General features: G+C 62.9%; 20 protein-coding genes. 16 read left to right on the top strand and 4 right to left on the bottom strand.

All coding sequences use genetic code 11. From position 1 onward, the window contains the following. Window positions 1-87: 87 nt before the first annotated feature. A complete protein-coding gene (locus tag ACYJ11_RS01860; protein WP_188853135.1) occupies window positions 88-270 on the top strand; it encodes a hypothetical protein in 183 nt (60 codons plus the stop codon). Window positions 271-683: 413 nt separating this feature from the next. Here ACYJ11_RS01860 and aspS read toward each other — a convergent pair whose 3' ends face one another. After that, window positions 684-1,988 carry an aspartate--tRNA(Asn) ligase gene (gene aspS / locus ACYJ11_RS01855; RefSeq protein WP_461646517.1) on the bottom strand — a complete coding sequence of 435 codons (1,305 nt, stop codon included), beginning with the start codon at window positions 1,986-1,988 and terminating at the stop codon, window positions 684-686. Window positions 1,989-2,178: 190 nt separating this feature from the next. Here aspS and ACYJ11_RS01850 point away from each other — a divergent pair, with 190 nt between their 5' ends. The 6 genes from ACYJ11_RS01850 to ACYJ11_RS01825 all read left to right on the top strand — a co-directional run bounded on the left by ACYJ11_RS01850 (window position 2,179) and on the right by ACYJ11_RS01825 (window position 7,832). Further along, window positions 2,179-3,078 (top strand): ABC transporter permease, encoded by a 900-nt coding sequence (locus ACYJ11_RS01850; protein WP_461646516.1) that lies wholly within the window; start codon window positions 2,179-2,181, stop codon window positions 3,076-3,078. Then, window positions 3,075-3,824: an ABC transporter ATP-binding protein gene (locus ACYJ11_RS01845; protein WP_461646515.1), complete on the top strand. Its 750-nt coding sequence runs from the start codon at window positions 3,075-3,077 to the stop codon at window positions 3,822-3,824. The genes ACYJ11_RS01850 and ACYJ11_RS01845 overlap by 4 nt, the downstream gene beginning before the upstream one ends. Beyond that, a complete protein-coding gene (locus ACYJ11_RS01840; protein WP_461646514.1) occupies window positions 3,821-4,393 on the top strand; it encodes a hypothetical protein in 573 nt (190 codons plus the stop codon). Before ACYJ11_RS01845 ends, ACYJ11_RS01840 begins: the two co-directional genes overlap by 4 nt. Window positions 4,394-4,542: 149 nt before the next feature. Beyond that, the gene (locus tag ACYJ11_RS01835) at window positions 4,543-5,034 is read left to right on the top strand and encodes an Lrp/AsnC family transcriptional regulator (protein WP_005537991.1); all 492 of its coding nucleotides are present in this window, start codon (window positions 4,543-4,545) and stop codon (window positions 5,032-5,034) included. A gap of 126 nt (window positions 5,035-5,160) precedes the next feature. Continuing rightward, entirely contained in the window at window positions 5,161-5,625 is a 465-nt protein-coding gene (locus ACYJ11_RS01830) for an NAD-binding protein (RefSeq protein ID WP_005537992.1), read from the top strand. A 2-nt stretch (window positions 5,626-5,627) separates the two neighbouring features. Next, window positions 5,628-7,832 (top strand): APC family permease, encoded by a 2,205-nt coding sequence (locus tag ACYJ11_RS01825; protein ID WP_461646513.1) that lies wholly within the window; start codon window positions 5,628-5,630, stop codon window positions 7,830-7,832. Here the strand turns inward: ACYJ11_RS01825 and ACYJ11_RS01820 are convergent, their stop codons facing one another. Then, a complete protein-coding gene (locus ACYJ11_RS01820; protein ID WP_005537995.1) occupies window positions 7,833-8,546 on the bottom strand; it encodes a phosphoglycerol geranylgeranyltransferase in 714 nt (237 codons plus the stop codon). A gap of 154 nt (window positions 8,547-8,700) precedes the next feature. On the opposite strand from ACYJ11_RS01820, the gene ACYJ11_RS01815 reads away from it, so the two are divergent. The 3 genes from ACYJ11_RS01815 to ACYJ11_RS01805 all read left to right on the top strand — a co-directional run bounded on the left by ACYJ11_RS01815 (window position 8,701) and on the right by ACYJ11_RS01805 (window position 9,834). Next, the gene (locus tag ACYJ11_RS01815) at window positions 8,701-9,177 is read left to right on the top strand and encodes a hypothetical protein (protein ID WP_170097352.1); all 477 of its coding nucleotides are present in this window, start codon (window positions 8,701-8,703) and stop codon (window positions 9,175-9,177) included. 67 nt (window positions 9,178-9,244) lie between these two features. After that, window positions 9,245-9,646 (top strand): Rieske 2Fe-2S domain-containing protein, encoded by a 402-nt coding sequence (locus ACYJ11_RS01810; RefSeq protein WP_170097353.1) that lies wholly within the window; start codon window positions 9,245-9,247, stop codon window positions 9,644-9,646. Beyond that, entirely contained in the window at window positions 9,643-9,834 is a 192-nt protein-coding gene (locus tag ACYJ11_RS01805; RefSeq protein WP_461646512.1) for a hypothetical protein, read from the top strand. The genes ACYJ11_RS01810 and ACYJ11_RS01805 overlap by 4 nt, the downstream gene beginning before the upstream one ends. A 10-nt stretch (window positions 9,835-9,844) precedes the next feature. On the opposite strand, the gene ACYJ11_RS01800 is transcribed toward ACYJ11_RS01805, so the two are convergent. After that, window positions 9,845-12,328 carry a DNA topoisomerase I gene (locus tag ACYJ11_RS01800; RefSeq protein WP_461646511.1) on the bottom strand — a complete coding sequence of 828 codons (2,484 nt, stop codon included), beginning with the start codon at window positions 12,326-12,328 and terminating at the stop codon, window positions 9,845-9,847. Between the two features lie 226 nt (window positions 12,329-12,554). On the opposite strand from ACYJ11_RS01800, the gene ACYJ11_RS01795 reads away from it, so the two are divergent. Beyond that, a complete protein-coding gene (locus ACYJ11_RS01795; RefSeq protein ID WP_461646510.1) occupies window positions 12,555-13,100 on the top strand; it encodes a hypothetical protein in 546 nt (181 codons plus the stop codon). Window positions 13,101-13,269: 169 nt separating this feature from the next. Further along, on the top strand, window positions 13,270-13,566 hold the full coding sequence (locus ACYJ11_RS01790; protein WP_461646509.1) for a hypothetical protein: 297 nt from the start codon (window positions 13,270-13,272) through the stop codon (window positions 13,564-13,566). Between the two features lie 53 nt (window positions 13,567-13,619). Here the strand turns inward: ACYJ11_RS01790 and gatB are convergent, their stop codons facing one another. After that, entirely contained in the window at window positions 13,620-15,137 is a 1,518-nt protein-coding gene (gatB, locus tag ACYJ11_RS01785) for an Asp-tRNA(Asn)/Glu-tRNA(Gln) amidotransferase subunit GatB (protein ID WP_461646508.1), read from the bottom strand. Between the two features lie 128 nt (window positions 15,138-15,265). Between gatB and ACYJ11_RS01780 the strand changes: the two genes are divergently transcribed. From ACYJ11_RS01780 to ACYJ11_RS01765, 4 genes are all read left to right on the top strand, one after another. Next, entirely contained in the window at window positions 15,266-16,015 is a 750-nt protein-coding gene (locus ACYJ11_RS01780; protein ID WP_461646507.1) for a DICT sensory domain-containing protein, read from the top strand. 111 nt (window positions 16,016-16,126) lie between these two features. Next, window positions 16,127-16,429 carry a DUF7518 family protein gene (locus ACYJ11_RS01775; RefSeq protein ID WP_170097359.1) on the top strand — a complete coding sequence of 101 codons (303 nt, stop codon included), beginning with the start codon at window positions 16,127-16,129 and terminating at the stop codon, window positions 16,427-16,429. 21 nt (window positions 16,430-16,450) lie between these two features. Next, window positions 16,451-20,038 carry a chromosome segregation protein SMC gene (gene smc / locus ACYJ11_RS01770; protein ID WP_461646506.1) on the top strand — a complete coding sequence of 1,196 codons (3,588 nt, stop codon included), beginning with the start codon at window positions 16,451-16,453 and terminating at the stop codon, window positions 20,036-20,038. Beyond that, window positions 20,031-21,062: a segregation/condensation protein A gene (locus tag ACYJ11_RS01765; RefSeq protein ID WP_461646505.1), complete on the top strand. Its 1,032-nt coding sequence runs from the start codon at window positions 20,031-20,033 to the stop codon at window positions 21,060-21,062. Before smc ends, ACYJ11_RS01765 begins: the two co-directional genes overlap by 8 nt. The last annotated feature ends 56 nt before the right edge of the window (window positions 21,063-21,118 follow it).

The following is a 21,118-nucleotide window of genomic DNA, read 5'->3' as shown; positions in this document are numbered from 1 at the left end:
TCGGTCGTATTCTGGCTGCTCTCCATCCTGCCCGCACAGTAGCAGATGCAGAAAAAATAAGCTATGTCGACCAAGTGACTAGTCTGTATGCCCTCCCCATTCGATAACCCAGCCATTCGCTACGGTCTCCCACTGCTCAGCGCTACGGTTGTCGCGGCTGTCGCGTTCCTCTTCCTTGAGGGAACAGTACGGTATGTTGCACTCGGTATCGCTGTCCTCGAAGTTGTGGTCGCCCCACAGATTCTGAAGCAGGCGGCGGCAAACGCATAGTCAGGGGCAAGTCGGCCCTCCGTCGTCGTGCCAGTCCGGTGTGCAGCCCTGTGGCTGTCCACCTCTGACACTCTACGCTTGGCAAAATTGAATCACTGCGAGACAGGGCGAGGTTCTTCCCCGGGGTCAGACCCTCGCTTCCTACGGGCTCAGACGCTGTCGGTCTCGAACCGCTGCGAGACAGTGCGCTCGCGGGTCGTTCCTCCCCGCTCGCTTTACCGAGGGTCTTCCCCGGGGTCAGACCCTCGCTTTCTACGGAGAGAGTCGCTGTCTGTCCTGCGGGACTCACTACGCTCGTCCCGCTGGCTCTCAGGTCTTCGCCCTACGGCTCAGACGCTGCCGGTCTCGCGGGAACACTGTGAGACTCGCTCCGCTCGCCTCACAAGCTCCCGCTCGACATAGACAGCGCTGTCTCAGGGAGACAAGCGCTGTCGGTCTCGCGGGAACAGCACCGCTTCCCGGATGTTCTCCAGCCCGAGCATCGTCATGATGAGGCGCTCGCCGCCGAGGCCCCAGCCGGCGTGTGGCGGCATGCCGTACTTGAACATCTTGGTGTAGTACTCGAAGGCTTCCGGGTCCAGCCCTTGCTGTTCGAATCCTTCGACGAGGTGGTCGAAGCGGTGCTCACGCTGGCCACCAGAGACCAGTTCCATCGACGGGTGCATCATGTCGAAGCCGGTCGAGATCTCCTCGTCGTCGTCGTGGTCCTTGATGTAGAACGGCTTGATCTCGCTGGGCCAGTCGGTGATGAAGTAGTGCTCGCCGACTTCCTGCCCGAGGACGTGCTCGGCCTCCGTCGAGAGGTCGTCGCCCCACACCAGCGGCTCGTCGAGTTCGCCGGTGGCGTTGATTTTGTCGAGCGCTTCCTCGTAGGTGAGCCGTGGGAAGTCACCTTCGGGGGCCGCGAACTCGTCTTCGAGGCCGAGCGCTTCCAGTTCGTCCTGACAGTTCTCGGCGACGCCCTCGTAGGCGGACTGGACGACGTGTTCGCAGGCGTCCATCGCCTCGGTGTGGTCGTAGAACGCCGACTCGAAGTCGATGGAGGTCGCCTCGTTGAGGTGCCGGGGCGTGTTGTGCTCCTCGGCGCGAAAGATCGGACCGATTTCGAAGACGCGTTCGAGGCCGGAGCCGACCATCAGCTGTTTGAACAGCTGCGGGCTCTGGTTCATGAACGCTTCCTGGCCGAAGTACGTAATCGGGAACAGTTCGGTACCGCCCTCGGTGCCCGTGGCGACGATCTTCGGTGTGTTGATCTCCGTGCAGTTGAGGTCGCGGAACGCCTCGCGGACCGACCGCAGGACCTCAGCGCGGATCTCGAAGATGGCCTTCACTTCGTCCTTGCGGAGGTCGAGCGTGCGGTTGTCGAGGCGGGTCGGGAGTTCGGCGTCGACCTTGCCCGACGGGTCGAGTGGCAGTTCAGGGTCGGCTTCCGAAATCACGTCGACGGACTCCGGCGTGACTTCGACGCCGGTCGGCGCGCGTGGCTCCTCTTCAACGTCGCCGGTCACCGAGATGACCGACTCGCGCTGGACGTTCAGCCCCGTTTCCACGAGGTCGTCGTCCATCTCGTCTTTCTCGAACTTGACCTGTATCTTTCCGGTGGTGTCTCGAAGGATGAGGAAGGCAATACCACCGAGGTCTCGGATCTCGTGGACCCAGCCGGCGACGGTGACCGTGTCACCCGGCGCTGCGTCCGCCGTGTAGGTTCGGTTTTCCATGGCTGTTCGTTCTTGTGGCCGTAACTTAAGAACAGTCTTTCGAGGCGAGGGAAGGTCGCTCGCAGACCACGGGTGGTTTTAAAAAGGACATAGTACCGCTCAGGTCCGACCGAAGCGATAGCCCGTTTTCGTTTAAACATAGCAACAGTTGACAGTGTGTTTTATATAATACACTTTCAAACCCGACCATATGGCCCTCCCCCGATGGTTCCCCGTTGCACGGAAAGAGGCAACCACGTTACTCAAATCCAAAGGCACCTGGATACTTGCACCCCTGCTCGTCGTCTGGGGGTATGGTCCCACTTACATCAGTTGGGATACCCTTGGCCCGGACGTTACGGTCGGGTTCGTGCAGGTAGCCGGGTCGCTCCTCCTCCCGCTCTGTGTACTGTTACTGACGTATCGGTCGATTATCCAAGAGCGCACGTCGGGCAGTCTGAAATTCCTGCTGGGGCTGCCACTCACGCGGACTGAGATCCTCATCGGCAAAGTCTTCGGTCGGAGCGTCGGCGCTGTGGTACCATTTGCCCTTGCAACAGTTGTTCTCGGCGTGATTGGCGGTGTCAAGTTCGGGCTGTTCTCCCCGTTACGTTTCATCGGCGTGTTTCTGGTGACGGTGCTGTACATCGCTGTGCTCGTGTCGATCGCAACAGCGGCATCGGCAGTGACGACCAGCACAGTCCGTGTAACCGCCGTGCTCTTTGGCGGTTTCTTTCTGCTGCTGACACTGGGGTGGAAAATTGTCGGTGTCCGTCTCTACTCGGCTGTGACCGGTAACCCAGTCAATCCGCTTGATCCGCCGGCTGACGGCCTGTTGTTCGCTATACTTCGGTTGTCGCCGGGTCGAGCGTACCGAACTGTAACGAACTGGATACTCGGACTGGCGAACTCCGGTGGCCAGTACACGTCAGTCGCCACAGTACTGTATCCCGGGCACTCGGTCAACGAGTACGTCGTTGACGCGGCCTTCAGTGGACAGCCAGTCCCAGCCTATCTCCACGAATCGATCGCTCTCGTCGTATTGCTTCTCTGGGGAGTCGTCCCGCTAGCACTGGCCAGCTATCGATTCAACCGAGGTGACCTCGCATGACGTCGCCGGCAATCGAGACTGATGGCCTTTCGAAACAGTACGGCGACGTTGTTGCGCTTGATGAACTGAACATGACTGTTGCACAGGGCGAGGTGTACGGCTTCCTCGGCCCGAACGGCGCCGGCAAGTCGACCACGATCAACCTGCTGATGGACTACATCAAACCAACGTCGGGGACAGCGCGCGTTCTCGGCCACGACCCGTGGAACGATGTCGTCGCCTGTCATCAGCGCGTTGGTATCTGCCCCGACCGTTTCGAGACCTACGAGTCGCTGTCCGCGCGGCGGCATCTCGAACTGGTGATTGATACGAAGCGTGCGGACGACGATCCACGGGCACTGCTTGAACGCGTCGGACTGGCCGACGCCATCGAAAGGCCCGCCGGCGAGTTCTCACAGGGGATGGAACAGCGGTTGGCACTTGCGATGAGTCTTGTCGGGGAGCCGGACCTCCTGATTCTCGACGAGCCGTTCACCGGGCTTGACCCCCACGGTGTCGCGCTGGTACGAGATGTTGTGGAAGCGGAGTCTGAACGCGGTGCGACGGTGTTCTTCTCCAGTCACGTTCTCGGGCAAGTCGATCTAGTCTGTGACCGCGTCGGGATTCTCTATGGGGGGGATCTCATTGCCGAAGGGACCCTGCCGGCGCTCCGAGACACCTGTGACCTTTCGTCTGACGCGACAGTCGAGGATATCTTCATGAGACTGACTGACGGCTCCGCACACGCCGGGGAGGTGGACGCGTGAATCGCCGCCAATATCTGGCCGTGTCGACGGCGGCGCTGTCCGGGCTCGCCGGCTGTCTGGGCGAGGCCGAGTACACGATCTCCAGCGTGGAAACCGGAGATGATTCGCACCCGCTCGCGCTCGACGTGACAGCAGTCGACCGAAACATAGCGATCGAAAGCCCCGGGCAACTGGATATAACGCTTCGGAACACTGGGACACAGGACGTTATCATCAAGAACACCGGCGTCTGGCCACTCGGGGTGTTAGGACTGATCCCAGCGGATGAGTCAGGGGCCGCTGACATTCTACTGCTGGCTGACGAGTATGCGGAGGCAGATACTGTCGAGGTACGGCCAAACGGGGCGAGTAAAGATAATGCCCCACTCACCGGAACACTGGCAGCTGCTGAATCTATTCAGCGGCAGTATGAAATCGACGGGCGGCGGGTTTCAGCCGCTGGCACGTACACGTTGCAGGGCTACTTTGACGAAGTACCCCTCTCCTACCGCACAGGCCAGAACGCGGACTGGGTCGCATATCACCCGTCAGTGACCGTGACACTCACCGAACAGTCGATGCTTCCCTGAGACACAGCGGCGTCTGTACCTCGAACCCGCGTAGCGAGTCCGTATGCTACTGTTGAGGCACAGGTGAGTGTTGAAAACGGCCGGACAAAACCACAGCATCCGGGCCAATATCCTGAACCTTTGTACTGGTAGCCATCAAAACAGCCGCCATGGCCGACGCGGAGTACCCTATCGACGACCTGGACCGGAACATCATCTACGCGCTCCAGCAGGATGCGAGACACACGTCCGCGAGTGAAATAGCCGAATCGCTTGACGTCTCCGCACGAACCGTTCGGAATCGCATCACGAAGCTCGAAGACGCCGGTGTCATCGCCGGCTACGATGTCGATGTCGATTACGAGGCCGCGGGGTATCAGCTCCATACGCTCATCGTCTGTACAGCACCGATCCACGAGCGCGAGGAGGTCGCACAGCAGGCACTCGACGTGTCCGGTGTCGTCGCCATCCGGGAAGTCATGACCGGGGCCGACAACGTCCACGTCGAGGTGGTTGGAACCGACGGAAACGACCTGAGCCGCATCGGCAGGGACCTCAACGACATCGGACTGGAGGTCGTCGACGAGGACCTCATCCGGAACGAGTACACCCGGCCGTTCCACCAGTTCGGGCACGACGATGCTGAGAGTGCGTCTAAATAGTATAAACTTCCGAAAGGTGCTTATATAATCATAATAGTCCTGAATCGGAACTCTAGCCTAGATATTTATCGCCTTCCGGAATCAATAGGTGCGTACCGGCCGGCTCGATCCGGCTCCACGAACCCAATGATATCCCTTACCGGACTCCGCGAACGTGTGGACGACGACATCGACCCCCCGTCGGTACTGGTCATCAGCGACCGGCACGTCGGGTCTGAGGTAGTAGCGACGTTAGATCGAGGCACCGATGCCTGTCTCGTCACCGACCACGACGGTGTTGCCGGGCAAACGCCCGACGACACCCGCGTGGTAGTCGGTGACGAGCGGGAGTGTGCTGTTCTCCGGGACGCTGGGGCCCAAACGACCGATATCGCACTGGTCTCGATGCAGACGGACCGCGGGGCGTTCCTCGTGACACAACTGCTTCGGACGCAGTTCGATGTTGAAACCGTGGTCGTCGTGCTCAACGACCCGCAGCATCGACCGGCGTTCGAGTCAGTCGGCTCTGAGGTGGTCTGTGGCTCGCAGATCCTAGCGACCGAACTGGAACGCACTGTGGAAACAACGCTCCAGACGCACGAAACTGCGTAATAATGGCCAAGGATCTGGAACGCGACCTCGGACTGCTGTCAGTGGTAGCGATATCAATCGGCGCAATGGTCGGCAGCGGCATCTTCATTTTGCCGGCACTGGCGGTGAAAGACGCCGGGGCCGGCATCATCGCCGCCTACCTGCTCGCGGGCGTGCTCGTGCTCCCTGCCGCACTCAGCAAGGCCGAGATGGCGACAGCAATGCCCGAGGCTGGCGGCACGTACGTCTACATCGAGCGGTCGATGGGGCCGCTGCTGGGCACAGTTTCGGGACTCGGAACGTGGTTCTCCCTCTCGTTCAAGGGCGCGCTCGCGCTCGTCGGCGGCGTGCCGTACCTCGTCCTTCTGTTCGACCTGCCGATCCGTCCGGTCGCGATCACGCTCGCCGTCGTTCTCGTCCTCGTCAACATCCTCGGGGCGGAACAGACCGGCAGACTCCAGATTGGCATCGTCGCGGTGATGCTCGTGGCGATCGGCTGGTTTGTCGCCGGCGGCGGCCCGGCAGTCAACACCGCGACGTACGGCGGGATGTGGGACTACGGCGTCGAAGGGATCTTCGCCGCGACCGGCCTCGTGTTCGTCTCCTTCGCTGGCGTGACAAAGATCGCCTCCATCGCCGAGGAGGTCGAAGATCCGGACCGTGTCATCCCGCTGGGGATGCTCGGGTCGCTCGCCTTCACCACGCTGCTGTACGTGCTCGTTGTTGCCGTCGTCGTCGGCGTCATCCCGCTCGATCAGCTCGCCGGGAGCACGACCCCGATTGCGGACGCGGCAGAGGCGACGCTTGGCACCGCCGGTGTCGCAGCTGTCGTCCTTGCGGCGATTCTGGCGCTGGTCAGTACGGCCAACGCCGGTATCCTTTCCTCGTCGCGCTACCCGTTCGCCATGAGCCGCGATGGCCTCGCCCCCGGTCTGTTCAGTACGGTCAGCGACCGATTTGGCACGCCAGTGACCGCTATCACGCTGACCGGCGGCGTGATGTTGCTGCTCATCCTCTTCGTTCCGATTCTGGAGATCGCGAAGCTCGCGAGCGCGTTCAAAATCCTCGTGTTCGCGCTCATCAACGTCGCGCTCATCGGCTTCCGCGAGAGCGACGCCCCCGACTACGACCCCTCCTTCGAGGTGCCGCTGTACCCGTGGACGCCGATATTCGGCACCCTGACCGGGTTCGCCCTGCTGACGCAGATGGGCCTGATCGCGATAGTCGGGGCTGTCGGCATCGTCGTTGTCAGCGTCGTCTGGTATCTGGGCTACGTCCGACCGCGAGTCACCAGAGAGGGCGCGATCAAGGAATCCGTCCGCCGGAGCATCGGCGACCGCGCGCTCGACCGGACTGAGGAAACGCTCGATGAGACGGCAGAGACCTCCGTCCTCGTCGCGCTTCCCGAAGGTGCTTCGCGGCAGAGCGAAGCGACACTGCTTGAACTCGGGGCTGCGCTTTCACCCACCGGCAGCGGTCTCTCCGTCATCCAGTTCGACGAAGTGCCCGATCAGCAGCCCCTCGATTACGCCTCCGGCGTCCAGTCGCAAGACGACCTCGAATTTGAGTGCCGGACTGATACGCTGGCGGCTGACCTCGATACCCCTGTCGAATACGGCGAACTCGTCAGCCACCACCCCGAGCGGGCTGTCGCCAATACTGTCAAAGAGCGGGATGTCGACGTGCTTCTGGTGGAACGTGGCGCGTCGTTCGAGGATTCGCTGTTGGGCGACAGTATCGACCGCATCCGCAAGCAGACCGACTGCGACACTATCGCCGTGGACGCACAGCCGCTCGACGCGCTGGACACGATCACGCTGCTTACCACTCGCGGCCCGTACGATCCACTGAAAGTCCGGGTCGGTAACGCTGTCGCGACAGCGGCCGAGGCCAACCTCCAGTTCCTCTACCCGCTCGACGAGCGCCAGTCGGCCGAGGAACGCCAGCAACTCGAAGCGTACCACGACGACCTGCTGGACCTCTGTGATGTCCCGACGGAGCGAAGATTTGTCGATCGGGGCGACATTTCAGATGCGATAGATGCGGCTGACAGTGACAGGACGCTGCTCGTACACGCGAACAATGGTGGGCTTTCAGCCCGCGCGTCAAACGACGGCGGAACCGCGGAGCCAGCAATCCAGGACAGCGATCACGCGTCAATGGAAGTGGATACGAAACGCCACCCCGGCGGCGTCGTCGGTCGGCTGCTCGAACGGCTGGCGTTCTAGCTACCGGACTGTCGCCGTCGCGTCCTTCGCGCCTTTCACCGTCTCCCGCACCGCGTCGACGCCTTCGTCGTGGACGAGGTCGCCGACAACGATGGTATCGGCGTGCTGTGCCATCGTGCGGGCGGACTCGTAGTCGTGGATTCCGCCGCCATAGAACAGCGTCGCGTCGTCGAGAATATCTGCGGCGGCGGCGACGATGTCGGTGTCGCCGAGCATCCCCGAGTACTCCACGTAGACGATTTCCTGCCCGAGGAGGTGTTCGGCGGCTTCGGCGTAGGCGGCCACGTCGGCCGCGTCGAGGTCGCAGTTGGCCTGTGTGTAGGACGCCACCGACGCCTCCGGGTTCATGACGATGTAGGCTTCGGTGAAGGTCCGCGACCAGTCGATATCGTCGTCGATGCGTATCCACTCCTTGTGCGCGCCGGTGATCCAGGCCACGTCGCCGGCGTTCATCACGACCGGAATGAGATACCCGTCGTGACGGTCGCTGTGGACGACTGACGCGGGGTTGGACGGCTCGATGTACACGGGGATGTCGTGTTTCCCGCAGGCGTCGACGACCCGCTTCATCTTCTCCTCTGTCATCCCAGTGGTCCCGCCGACTTCGATGGCGTCGGTCCCTGTCGCCGCGACGTCTTCGAACGTCTCTCCGTCGACCAGCGTCTTGTCGGGGTCTATCTTCACGATATGGTCCCAGTCCGCCCAGTCGCTCATACCTGCCAGACTTGCGCGTGGCCGTATAACCGCTTCGGATACACCCATCACAGTGGGTCACACTGACAGCCCTGTACGGACAACCCGACCGGTGTCGGCTCCGGATATATACGTCTCCGAAGATTTATGATGGTTATGTTACAATCGTCAGACAATGACCGCGGACAAGCGTCGGTACGTCGTCGCTGCTATCCGGGCCGCGCTCGTTCTCACGGGCGCTGTCGTGACGGTGGCAGTGCTGTACTCGTTTTCGACGATGCCGACAGCGTCACCGTCCGACAACGGCTTCGTCCGCGGGCTCTCGTATCTGTTCGGTAGCGTTTTCTTTATTCTGGCGCTGGGCGGTGCCGGACTCGGTCTCGCCTTGCCATCGCTGTTGGGGGCTGAGGACGCGTTGGCGTTCGACCGCTGGCAACGCCGCTGTCTCCAGGGCGCTGGCGGCCTTTTCGTCGGTGGGTTCGTCGTCGGACTGGCGGCAGGACTACTCACCGAGTTGCAGTTCGGTCTCTTTCTCTGGCTCGTCGCGATCGTCGTTGCCGTGCTCGTCGTCAGTTGCGTCTTGGTCTGGCGACTGTTCGAGGTGTTCGTTACCGCACTGGTGCGCCTCATCGCCGCGGAGACCGGCGAGTGACGTTCGCGGTTGCTGTTCGATGCGCCACACGATAACGCTGATACCGGGGGCAGCCCAATACGCCGCCGTGCAGCGACTTACGACAGTCGAGACGGTACACGAAGACGGGTCGTGGCTGTTCACCGCCGAAGACCCATACGGCGACCTTGAGGAGGTCGTTCTCGTCCCCTGCGAGGACGGCGTCGAGGCATGGGTGAACCGATGTACACACGAGGCACAGCGGTTCGACACCGGGCGGGGTGTCCCGATGCGGGGCGACCAGCTCATCTGTCCCCGACACGGCTCGCTGTTCGACGCCTGTGACGGCGGCTGCGACAACGGCGACGCCGCTGGGACGACGCTCCCCGGCGTCGAGATTTCGGCGACTCACGGCGACGTGTTCCTCACGGACGACGACTACACGTTCGCACACGAGGGCGGCATTGATGACGACGACGGTCCGAGTTCGACATCCCACCTCCAGTTGTGACCGACGGCAACAGCATCGACCGGGACCGACTGCGAGCGGGCGTCGTCGAATGTCCGCTCTGTGAGCGCCAGATTCCCGAGCCAGTAACGCATGCGGTCGTCTACGGTGCCGTCGAGACAGTCACAGCCGACAACGCGGACGCCGTCGAGTGTCCGGTCTGTGACGGCGTGACGTTCGTCGCCGACTGACCGGGCCCCCTCAGGCTTCCAGTTCGTCCTGCCAGTCTCGGACCTGCGTGGCGCTGACGCCCTGTACCTCGGTCGCGACGATGTCGGGGTCGGCCTCCCGGAGCGCCGCCAGCGAGTCGACACCAGCGTCGCCGAGCTTTTCGGCGGTCGCCGAGCCGATGCCGCTCAGATCTTCCAGGTCCTCGACGGCGGTTCGGGCCTGGTACTCCTCGTAGTTGCAGATGGGACAGCCCAGCTCCCACGGGTCGTCGCTGTCGGCATCGATGACCAGCTCCGGCAGGTCGTGCTCCTCGCAGAACGCCTCGGTCACGGAGATGTCGCCGTTGCGGGGCAGCGGCAGCGAGTAGTCACAGTCGGGGTAGCGCGTGCAGCCGACGAGCCGGGAGCCCGATCGGAGGTGTTTGATGGCAAGTTCCCCGTCGTGCTCGGAGCCGCATTCAGGACACGGCCCGATGACCTCGTCCTCGCTCTCGTCGGCCTTCTCGGCCTCACAGCGGGGACAGCCGTGGACGAACGTGTCCCGGCCGGCGAGCATCTTCACGTGGTGCATGTCGTGCTCCTCGCAGTGCTCTTCGAGCACTTGCGGCTCGCCCGTCGACGGCAGCGGGAGCGTGTTGCGACACTCGGGGAAGCCGTCACAGCCGACGAAGTACGACCCCTGGCGCGAGCGCCGAACCAGCATATCCTCGCCACACTTGGGACAGGGACCGAGCGTCTTGTCGGCTTTCAGCGACTCCTGAAGGTGCTCGCCGATCTCCTCGCGGGAGTCGCGCAGTTCGTCGAACACCCGCTTGAGCATCTCGCGGGACTCGTCAGCCACCTCGTCGAGCGTCGCCTCACCGTTGGCGATGGCGGTCATGTCCGCCTCTAACTGGGCGGTCATCTCGTCGCTGACGACGTGGTCGGCGAACTCCTCGGCGGCCTCGACGACGGCCATCGCCAGCGTCGTCGGGCGGGGCGGATCGCCCTCGATGTAGCCGCGTTCGTACAGCTTCTCGATGGAGTTGTGTCGCGTGCTCTTTGTCCCCAGCCCTTTGTCCTCCATTGTCTGGATGAGCCGCGACTGGCCGTAGCGGCGGGGCGGCTGGGTCTGCTTGGCCTCCATCCGCACTTCGGAGATGGCCAGTTCCTCGCCTTCCTCCACGTCGGGGACGTGGTTCTCGCTGGCGCTGGAGTAAGGGTACACCTCGTGGTAGCCTGGTTCGACCAGACGCTTGCCGTTGGCCTTCAGCGAGCGGCCGCCGGCGTCGGCGACGACGCGGAGGTGTTCCCACGTGGCGGCCTCGGCGACCGTCGCGAAGAAGCGCCTGACGACCAGTTCGTAGATCTCCCACTCGTCGTCCGAGAGGTCGACCTTCGGCGGAATCTCGCCCGTCGGGTGGATGGGTGGGTGGTCGGTTGTCTCTTCGTCGCCCTCGGTGGCGGTGATATCGTCCTGCTCTAGTAGCTTTTCGGCGTCCTCGCCGAAGTGTCCGGCTCCGACGAACTCATCGAGCAGGGCGTCTTCTTCGAGGTCGTCCGGGTAGACCGTGTTGTCCGTTCGCGGGTAGGTGATGTAACCGGTGGTGTACAGCTCCTCGGCGATCGACATCGCCTGCTGGGCGGAGTAGCCCAGCGAACTCGCGGCGGAGATGAAGGCGGTGGTGTTGAACGGCGTCGGCGGGCTGTCGGTGCGGGTCCGGCGGCGGACGCTCGTCACCGTCGCCGCGTCGACGCTCGTCAGGTCAGCGTAGGCATCGTCGGCGTCGTCCTCGACCCAGACCCGCTCGGCCTCTTTGCCGTCGTCGTCGTAGAAGTACTGGGCCTCGAAGCCCGACCCGTTCTTCTGGAGGTCGGCGAAGATCTCCCAGTAGTCCTCGGGGTCGAAGGCCTGAATCTCACGCTCGCGGTCGACGATGAGCTTCAGCGTCGGCGACTGGACCCGACCCACAGAGATGAAGTCGTCACCCAGTTGTCGGGCCGACAGCGAGAGGAAGCGAGTGAGTGCTGCGCCCCACACGAGGTCGATAATCTGGCGGGCCTCGCCCGCAGCCGCTAGGTCGAAGTCGATGTCGTCAGGGTTGGCGAAGGCGTCCCGGACCTCCCGCTCGGTGATCGAGGAGAAGCGGACCCGGTCGACGGGTACGTCGGTCTCCTCGCGGATGAGTTCGTAGGCCTCCTTGCCGATGAGTTCCCCCTCGCGGTCGTAGTCTGTCGCGATGGTGGCCTCGTCGGCCTCGCGTGCCAGTTGCTTGAGCGTGGTGACGATGTTCTCCTGCGTCGGTTCCTTCGTCACGTCGGCGTCGATGAGTTCGACCGGCTCCACGTCGCGCCAGTCGTTGTACTCCTCGGGGAAGTCGACGCCGACAACGTGCCCGGAGAGGCCGACGACGCGGGTGTTCCCCCACCGATAGACGTTGACGCCGTTTTGCCTGCTCGCGGACGCGCTCCCCTCGGAGAGGATCTCCGCGATGCGGCGGGCGGCGTTGTCTTTCTCGGTGATAATCAGCCGCATCAGACACCACCTGTCTCTATCATTACCCGTCGCTACGGAGTCAGTTATTCTAAAGGCTTTCGGGAAAATCAGGCGACAGCGCGGGTGTGCGGGCGCTTGCGGGGCCGCTCGCGCTCGCGCGGAGGTAGCCCCCATTACCACTTCGGCAGCGGTCCCGCGCTCCCGCTGGACATGCCGGTACGTATCACTTCGATGCACTCTTGCCACTGCCACTCCGACTGTCGGTATGGATCGCCGGACGACCAAACTCCTCCGCGGAACCGCCGCCACACTCGTTTTCGTGACGGCGGCGTTTCACCTCTGGTGGGGGCTCCCGCGAAGCATCATCTACGCGCAGGCGATAGAGGGACTGTTCGGCCGGGGGCTCCCGCCGGACCCTCGCCCGTTCCTGTTCGTCGCCTTCGCCGCGGTGTTGCTCGCCGGCCCGTATCTCATCACCCGGGGTATCATCGGCCTGCGGAACGCCTATATTGCCGGGACGCTCCTCATGATCGCGTCCATCGCCGGCTGGGTGTTCTGGCACGCTACCGGGCACGGCGCCTTCCTCGTCGAGGGGTTCTCCGCACCGTCGTCCGGTAGCGGCGGACACCACGGCGGGAGTACCGCGTTGCTGATACTAGACCATTTCAACACTGAACCGACCGAATCAGCTATCAAGACCCTCGAAGCGCTCGCCGCTGCGATCCTCGTCACGCTGCTGTGGAAGGACCCCGCGATCATCCCGGGCGAGCGGCGCGAGAGCGTCGAATCGAACGCGTCGAGCGAATCGTAGTACGCGGCGCAGCGTAGCGGATACTGGACGGGCTCTCAAGCGAAACGCACCTGTACGATTCAGGACCGACTCGGCAAGGAAACGGCGGTATCGTGGCATTTATCATCAATAGTATGTCTCTTGTTACAGGATGGAAACCTCTATCCCGGACGTGATATGGGACCCAGGGATGGATCGGGTATTCGAGGCGTTGTTTACCCGCCGTCGCCGAATGATTCTGTTCATGCTGAAACAGGATAGTCCACGGCCGATTGTCGACTTTCTGCCAAGAAGTGTCGGGGCTCAAAGTACTGAAACTGAACTCCGCCACGATGACTTACCCCGTCTGGCCAGTTTAGCGTACATCAACTGGGACCGGGCAGCCGACGAAGTATCACGGGGCCAGCGATTCGACGAAATAGAACCGATACTCGAACTGCTCGAGAACCACGCGGATGAACTGCCAGACAACTGGCCACAGCAGTGACTGCGACAATGCAGACGCACCACTGCACCGCTCAGGCCGAGTAGGACGCTGTCTTAGCTCTCCAACTCCTCGCGAAGCAGCCCGTTTACGTCCCCGGGATCGGCGCTCCCGCCGGTCTTTTGCATGACCTGCCCGACAAGGAAGTTGATTGCGCCGTCCTCGCCGTTGTGGTAATCCTCGACGGCGTCGGGGTTCTCGTCGATAGCGTCCACGACAGCCTGCTGGACCTCGTCGCCGGAGGTCTTGCCCAGTCCCTCGCGGTCGACGACGGTGTCGGGGTCGTCGCCCGTGTCGAGCATCTCCCGAAGCACAGTCTCATGGGCGTTTTTGGCCGTGATCTCGTCCTCGGCGACGAGTTCCACGAGCCGGGTCACCTCGTCGAAGCGGTCGTCGATGTCGGTGATAGCCATATCCCGGTAGTTCAGTTCGCCGAGCAGGTTGTCGGCGACCCACGTCGCAGCCAGATCGGCATCGAAGCGCTCGGCCACGTCCTCGAAGAAGTCTGCGACCTGCTTCGTACTCGTGAGCTTCGAGGCGGCCTCTTCGCTGAGACCGTACTCCGCGACGAACCGTTCGCGGCGGGCGTCGGGGAGTTCCGGGATCGGCACCTCATCCTTCCAGTGGCTGACTCGCAGGGGCGGCAGGTCGGCCTCCCGGAAGTAGCGGTAGTCCTTCTCCTCTTCTTTCGAGCGCATCGACACCGTGTTCCCGTGTGTCTCGTTGAAGTGGCGGGTCTCCTGCTCGACGGCGCGGCCCGACTGGATGAGCTTTCGCTGGCGGGAAGCCTCGAACGAGAGCGCCTGTTCCGCGCCCTTGTGACTGGAGATGTTCTTGACCTCGGTGCGGTTGGCATCTTCAAGGACGGACTCGTCGATGTCGCCGGTGTCGTCCACCTCGCCCGCGTCGACCATCGAGAGGTTCGCGTCGATGCGGAGGCTGCCGTCCCGCGTCGCGTCGAACACGCCCAGGTATTCGAGGACCTCTTCGAGCTTTTCGAGGAACGACCGGACCTCGCCCGGCGCGCGGAAGTCCGGTTCCGTGACGATCTCCATGAGCGGCGTCCCGGCGCGGTTGTAGTCGATGAGCGTGTAGTCCGCGCGCTCGATGGAGCAGGTCCGGGACTCCAGCGGGCCCGACCCCTCGCGGACGTGCTTGATAGAGCCGGGGTCCTCTTCGAGGTGCGCCCGGCGGATGTCGACGCTACGACGCTCACCCTCGACGGAGAATTCGAGTTCGCCGTTCTGACAGATCGGCGAGTCGTACTGCGTTATCTGGAAGTTCTTCGGGAGGTCGGGGTAGTAGTAGTTCTTCCGGTGGAAGGTGGTCTCCTCCGGGATGTCGGCATCGATAGCCTTGCCGACCTTCACGGCGGCCTCGACCGCACCCTCGTTGACCACCGGAAGCGCGCCGGGAAGGCCCAGACACACCGGACAAGTGTGGGTGTTGGGTTCGGCATCGGCCACGTCGGTCGAGCAGCCACAGAATATCTTCGTCTCCGTCTCAAGCTGGACGTGGACCTCCAGCCCGATGACGGCCGCGAGTTCGCGGGCTTCGGACGCTTGCGCAGTCATTGTCCGGGGTTCGGTGGCGCGTGGCTAAAGGCTAACGACCCCATCCGCAGCAACTCCCCAGCCAGACCTGTATTCACTCTCGATAACGGCCCGCCACTTTCAATACGGAGAATCAAATGTGTGGCAGTGTGACGATATCGGCGTTCATCGATACGGTTCCGCTAGCTCGGCGGACGCTGACGGTGTTTAACGACGATGAACCCGAGCCGTTGGTGCGGATGCTCAAGCGGATGGTGGATTCACCGGCTGTCGAGATAGGGGCCGGCGAGATATCGCCAGAAACCCCAGAGAACGCTGTGATTGTCGAGGACGAAGACGGGACGGAGCTGGCTGTGTCATCGATCAGTGAGATCAGTGCCTGCGTGTTGCTCGTCAACTCCGATCTGTATGTCACCGGAACGCGGTCTATCGAGGAGGTGGACACGCCGGCGGCGCTGCGACACCTCGATGAGGTTCGCTTTTCGGTCACGGGCAAGCGGAAGATGCTGCTCATCGAACTTTCACGGTACATCGAGTCGCTTGGATGGCAATCAGACGATAACACGCTTCACGCCGGGTTCCAGTACCTCTCCCGGATTGACGACGAGCGCGGGACCCGACGCGTGTACGACCGACTGGCCGACAGCGACACCGATCTGCACCTGTACGGCCTTCCGGACCGTGTCCCCGAACTGTCCGGGGACACCACTCTCCATACCGAATCCTGTGACGAACTGCGGGAGTCCTGGTTCGTCGTCAACACGGACTGTGACGCCGATATGAAGGGGGTCCTCCTCGCCGAGCGGACCGGACCGAGCCAGTGGCGAGGCTACTGGTCGTTCGATGCCAACCACGTCGACGAGATCTCGGCGTACCTCCAGAACCGTTACTCAGCGTGACGCGGACGTACGGTCCGTGCCCTGTGTCTTCTGACAACTCTGTACGATGTATCAGTCGGACTGCCAATGTCTGACGTAGGTATAAGTGTCCACAATGGCTGGGTTACGGATATGTGCGGCAACCGAGTCGAGGAACTCGAAACGCGCGTCAGAGAACTGGAAGCGTCGGTCGAAGGACTGACCGACGAACTCGTCGAATGCAAGGTCCGTATCCGGGAACTCGAAGCCAGCGTGGACGAGGACAACGGATTCAGCGCCGACGAGTCCGACTCGGAAGAATCGGCCGCCACTCAGACGGAGGCCGACACACCTAACACCGAGGATACCGACGAGGTTGATAACAGGGAGGAAGCCGAGGCCGCGTCGGAGACCGAGACCGAAGAGGACTCGGAGTCCGACATCATCGTCGCGTAGGGCTGTCGGCCACACCACCGCATGCATATCAAAGAGCTCGTCCTCGACAATTTCAAGAGCTTCGGACGCAAGACCCGAATCCCGTTCTACGAAGATTTCACTACTATCAGCGGCCCGAACGGCTCGGGCAAGTCCAACATCATCGACGCGATTCTGTTCGCGCTCGGACTCGCTCGTACCTCGGGCATCCGCGCCGAGAAACTCACTGACCTCATCTACAACCCCGGCCACGCCGACGAAGACGCCGAGTACGACGGCGAACGGCAGGCCAGCGTCGAGGTGATTCTGGCAAACGACGACCGGACGCTGTCACGTTCACAGGTCGTCAACGCCGCCGGCACCGAGGACGTGGGTGACGTGGACGAGATCGCGATCAAGCGCCGCGTAAAAGAGACCGAGGACAACTACTACTCGTACTACTACATCAACGGTCGCTCGGTCAACCTCTCGGACATTCAGGACTTGCTCGCGCAGGCGGGCGTGACGCCGGAGGGGTACAACGTCGTCATGCAGGGCGACGTGACCGAGATCATCAATATGACCGCCGGCTCCCGCCGGGAGATCATCGACGAGATCGCCGGCGTCGCCCAGTTCGACGCGAAGAAGGCCGACGCCTTCGATGAGCTGGAAGTCGTCCAAGAGCGAATCGACGAGGCCGAACTTCGCATCGAGGAGAAGCAGGAGCGACTCGACCAACTCGAAGACGAGCGAGAGACGGCGCTCAAATATCAAGAACTCCGTGACGAGAAAGAGGAGTACGAGGGGTACCGCAAGGCCGCCGAACTCGAAGACAAGCGAGAGGAACTGGCGGCCGTCGAGGAAGCAATCGACGAACTCGAAAGTGAGCTCACCGAACTCCAGACGGAACTCGACGAGCGCCAGGGTGCGGTCATCCGGCTGGAAGACGAACTCCACGAGCTCAACCAGAAAATCGAACGCAAGGGTGAGGACGAGCAGCTCGCCATCAAACGTGAGATCGAGGAGATCAAAGGCGACATCTCCCGGCTGGAGGACAAGATAGAGTCCGCCGAGGAAACGGTCGAAGCCGCCGAGAACGAGCGCCGACAGGCGTTCGTCCAGATCGACCGCAAGCAAGAGACCATCGACGACCTCGAAAGCGACATCCGCGAGACGAAGGTCGCCAAATCCAACGTCAAGGCCGCCATCGCGGAGAAAGAATCCGAACTCGCGGAGGTCCAGCAACGCATCGACGAGGTCGGCGAGGAGTTCCAGGAGGTCAAAGACGAACTGGAGGAGAAGCGCTCGCGACTGGAGACGCTCAAAAGCGAGAAGAACGACCTCCAGCGCGAGCAAGACCGCCTGCTCGACGAGGCTCGGCGGCGCTCGAACGCCGAGGACGAGAAGCGCGAGGCTATCGAGGCGGCCGAAGCCGAGATTCCCGACCTCGAAGCCGATATCGAGGATCTAGAGACAGAGCTGGAGAAAGCGAAACAAAACAAGGCGACTATCGGCGAGGTCGTCGACGACCTGCGGTCCGAGAAGCGCGAACTCCAGTCGGACCTCGATGAGCTGGAAGACGAAATCAGCGCGAAGCAACAGGAGTACGCCCAGCTCGAAGCGAAAGCCGGCGAAGACGGCGACTCATCGTACGGACGCGCGGTGACGGCGATTCTCAACGCCGGTCAGGACGGCGTTCACGGCACTGTCGGCCAACTCGGCGGGGTCGACCCCGAGTACGCCACGGCCTGTGAGACGGCGGCTGGCGGGCGGCTCGCCCACGTCGTCGTCGACGACGACAGCGTGGGTCAGCGCTGTATCGAGTACCTCAAATCACGCAGCGCCGGCCGGGCAACGTTCCTCCCGATCACGCAGATGCAGAACCGCTCGCTGGGCTCACTGCCCAGCGCCGACGGCGTTATCGACTTCGCGTACAACCTCGTAGACTTCGACCGCGAATATGCGGGTATCTTCTCCTACGTGCTCGGCGACACCGTCGTCGTCGACAGCATGGACACCGCCCGCGAGCTGATGGGCGACTACCGGATGGTCACGCTTGAGGGCGACCTCGTCGAGAAATCCGGCGCGATGACCGGCGGCTCCTCCTCAGGCACGCGCTACTCTTTTTCGGGTGGCGCGGGCAAGCTCGAACGGGTCGCCACGCGAATCAACGAACTCGAAGACGAGCGCGCTGACGTGCGCGAGGATCTGCGGGACGTGGAGGAGCGCCTCGACGACGCCCGCGACCGCGAGTCCGACGCGACCGAGCAGGTCCGTGATATCGAGACGAGCATCGAGCGCAAACAGAGCGCCCTCAAAGACACCCGCGAGCGAATCGAGCAACTGGAAGCCGACCTCGAGGAAATCGCCGCCGAGCGCGAGGACGTGGCCGACCAGATGGACGAGCTGGAGGCCGATATCGAAGAAAAGACCGAGGAGATCGACGCGCTCCAGAGCGACATCGACGAACTCGAAGCCGAGGTCGAGGACTCGGAACTGCCGGACCTGACCGACCAGCGGGAGTCGATCAAAGACGACATCGACACGCTCGAAGACCGGCAGGGCGAACTCGACGCCGAACTCAACGAGTACCAGTTAGAGAAGCAGTACGCCGAGGAGGCTATCGAAGGCCTCCACGACGACATCGAGGCGGCCCAGAACCGCAAGGCAGAACACGAGGAACGCATCGATGACCTCGAAGCGAAGGTCGCGGAGAAGCAGGAGCTGAAAGGCGAGAAGGAACAGGCTGTTGCTGACCTCGAAGAGGAACTGGCCGAACTCAAGTCTGAGCGCGAGGACCTGAAAGCCGACCTGCAGGAGGCCAAGGAGGCCCGCGACGAGCAACAGGCCGCCGTCTCCGAAGTCGAGCGCGACCTCGGAAACGAGCAGGAGACCCAGGAGCGTTTAGACTGGGAAATCGACGAACTCGAAGCGCAAGTCGGCGACTACGACCCCGAAGACGTGCCCGACCACGAGACGGTCGAGCGGGAGATTGACCGGCTGGAAACGGAGATGGAGAAACTGGAGCCGGTCAACATGCGGGCTATTGAAGAGTACGACCGCGTCAACGACGACCTGCAGGAACTCGAAGACAAGAAAGCGACGCTGGTCGAGGAGGCCGACGGCATCCGCGACCGCATCGACACCTACGAGGCCCGCAAGAAGGAGACGTTCATGGAGTCGTTCACGGAGATCAACGACCAGTTCCAGAACATCTTCGAGCGGCTCTCGAACGGCACCGGCCATCTCCACCTCGAAGACGAAGACGACCCCTTCGAAGGCGGACTGACGATGAAGGCCCAGCCGGGCGACAAGCCGATTCAGCGGCTGAACGCGATGTCTGGTGGCGAGAAATCCTTGACGGCGCTGGCGTTTATTTTCGCCATCCAGCGACACAACCCCGCGCCGTTCTACGCGCTGGATGAGGTCGATGCCTTCCTCGACGCGGCCAACGCCGACCTCGTCGGCGAACTGGTCGACGAACTCGCCGGCGACGCCCAGTTTGTCGTCGTCTCCCACCGCTCGGCCATGCTGGAGCGGTCCGAGCGCGCCATCGGCGTGATGATGCAGGGTGACAACGTGAGCGCCGTGACCGGCATCGACCTCTCGGGCGAGGGCGACGGTGACGAGGAGGTGCCGGCCGATGACTAGTGAGCCGCCACGCGGCTCGGAACAGTCGAGCGGCGACCACGGGGAGCCACGAGACGATGAAGAGACGGGAGACCAGGCGGATGACATCCCCCTGAACATCACCGGCCACGAGGACCGCGAGCCGCCGGGCGGCTCGGATGACGCGGCGGCGCTACTCGGTGAATCCACAGACACGGACGGCGAGACAACGGCACAGGACCGCCCCGAAAACGACCAGCCGACCGGCAGCGACGAGGACGGAGACGAAGACGTCGAACCGGTCGAAGTGCTGGTCCAGCTCGCCGACGACGGCGAAATCGACCCGTGGGACATCGACGTAGTGCGGGTCACCGACAAGTTCCTCCAGCGCATCGACGATGCGGACCTGCGCACGTCAGGGCGGGCGCTGTTCTACGCGAGCGTCTTGATTCGGATGAAAAGCGACGCGATGCTCGGCGAGGGCGAGGACGAGGAGGAGCCGGCCGAGCCGTGGGAGCAGGCGATGCACGAGGACGCGCCCATCGAAGAACCGGACCCCTTCGCCGCGCTGGAGTCGGAGATGGACCGCCGGCTCGAACGCCGCCGTGCCCGCGGGATGCCACAGACGCTCGACGAACTCGTCCGGGACCTCCGCGACGCCGAGCGGGAATCGTGGTGGAAAGAGTCCCGCGAGTACGACACCAGCGACTCTCCGAGCGGGTACGACCGCGGGACGCAGGAACTGGACTACCGCGGGGCCGACGACATGCGACTGGACGAGGAGCCGTCGGCCGCCGACGTGACCGGGACGGCCCACGCCGAGAACATCGACGACATCATCGCCGACGTACACGACGCCGTCCGCGAGCAGTACGACCAGGGTCGCGACGAGGTACTGTACCGCGAGGTCGACACGGCCGGTGGGACCCGCGTCGAGACGTTCCTCGGACTGCTCTTTTTGGCGCACCGCGGTCAGGTCCGACTCCAGCAGGACGACCTCTTCGGCGACCTCTGGATTCAGGACCCCAGCGCCGCGACCGGGTCGGACGAGGCCGTCGCGGACTGACCGGGCCAGTCGCCGACGGCTTTATTGTGTCCAGTGGGGCCAGCAAACAGGTTCAA

The sequence above is a fragment of the Haloarcula sp. H-GB5 genome (genome assembly GCF_054850705.1).
This window is presented reverse-complemented; position numbering and strand designations above follow the sequence as displayed.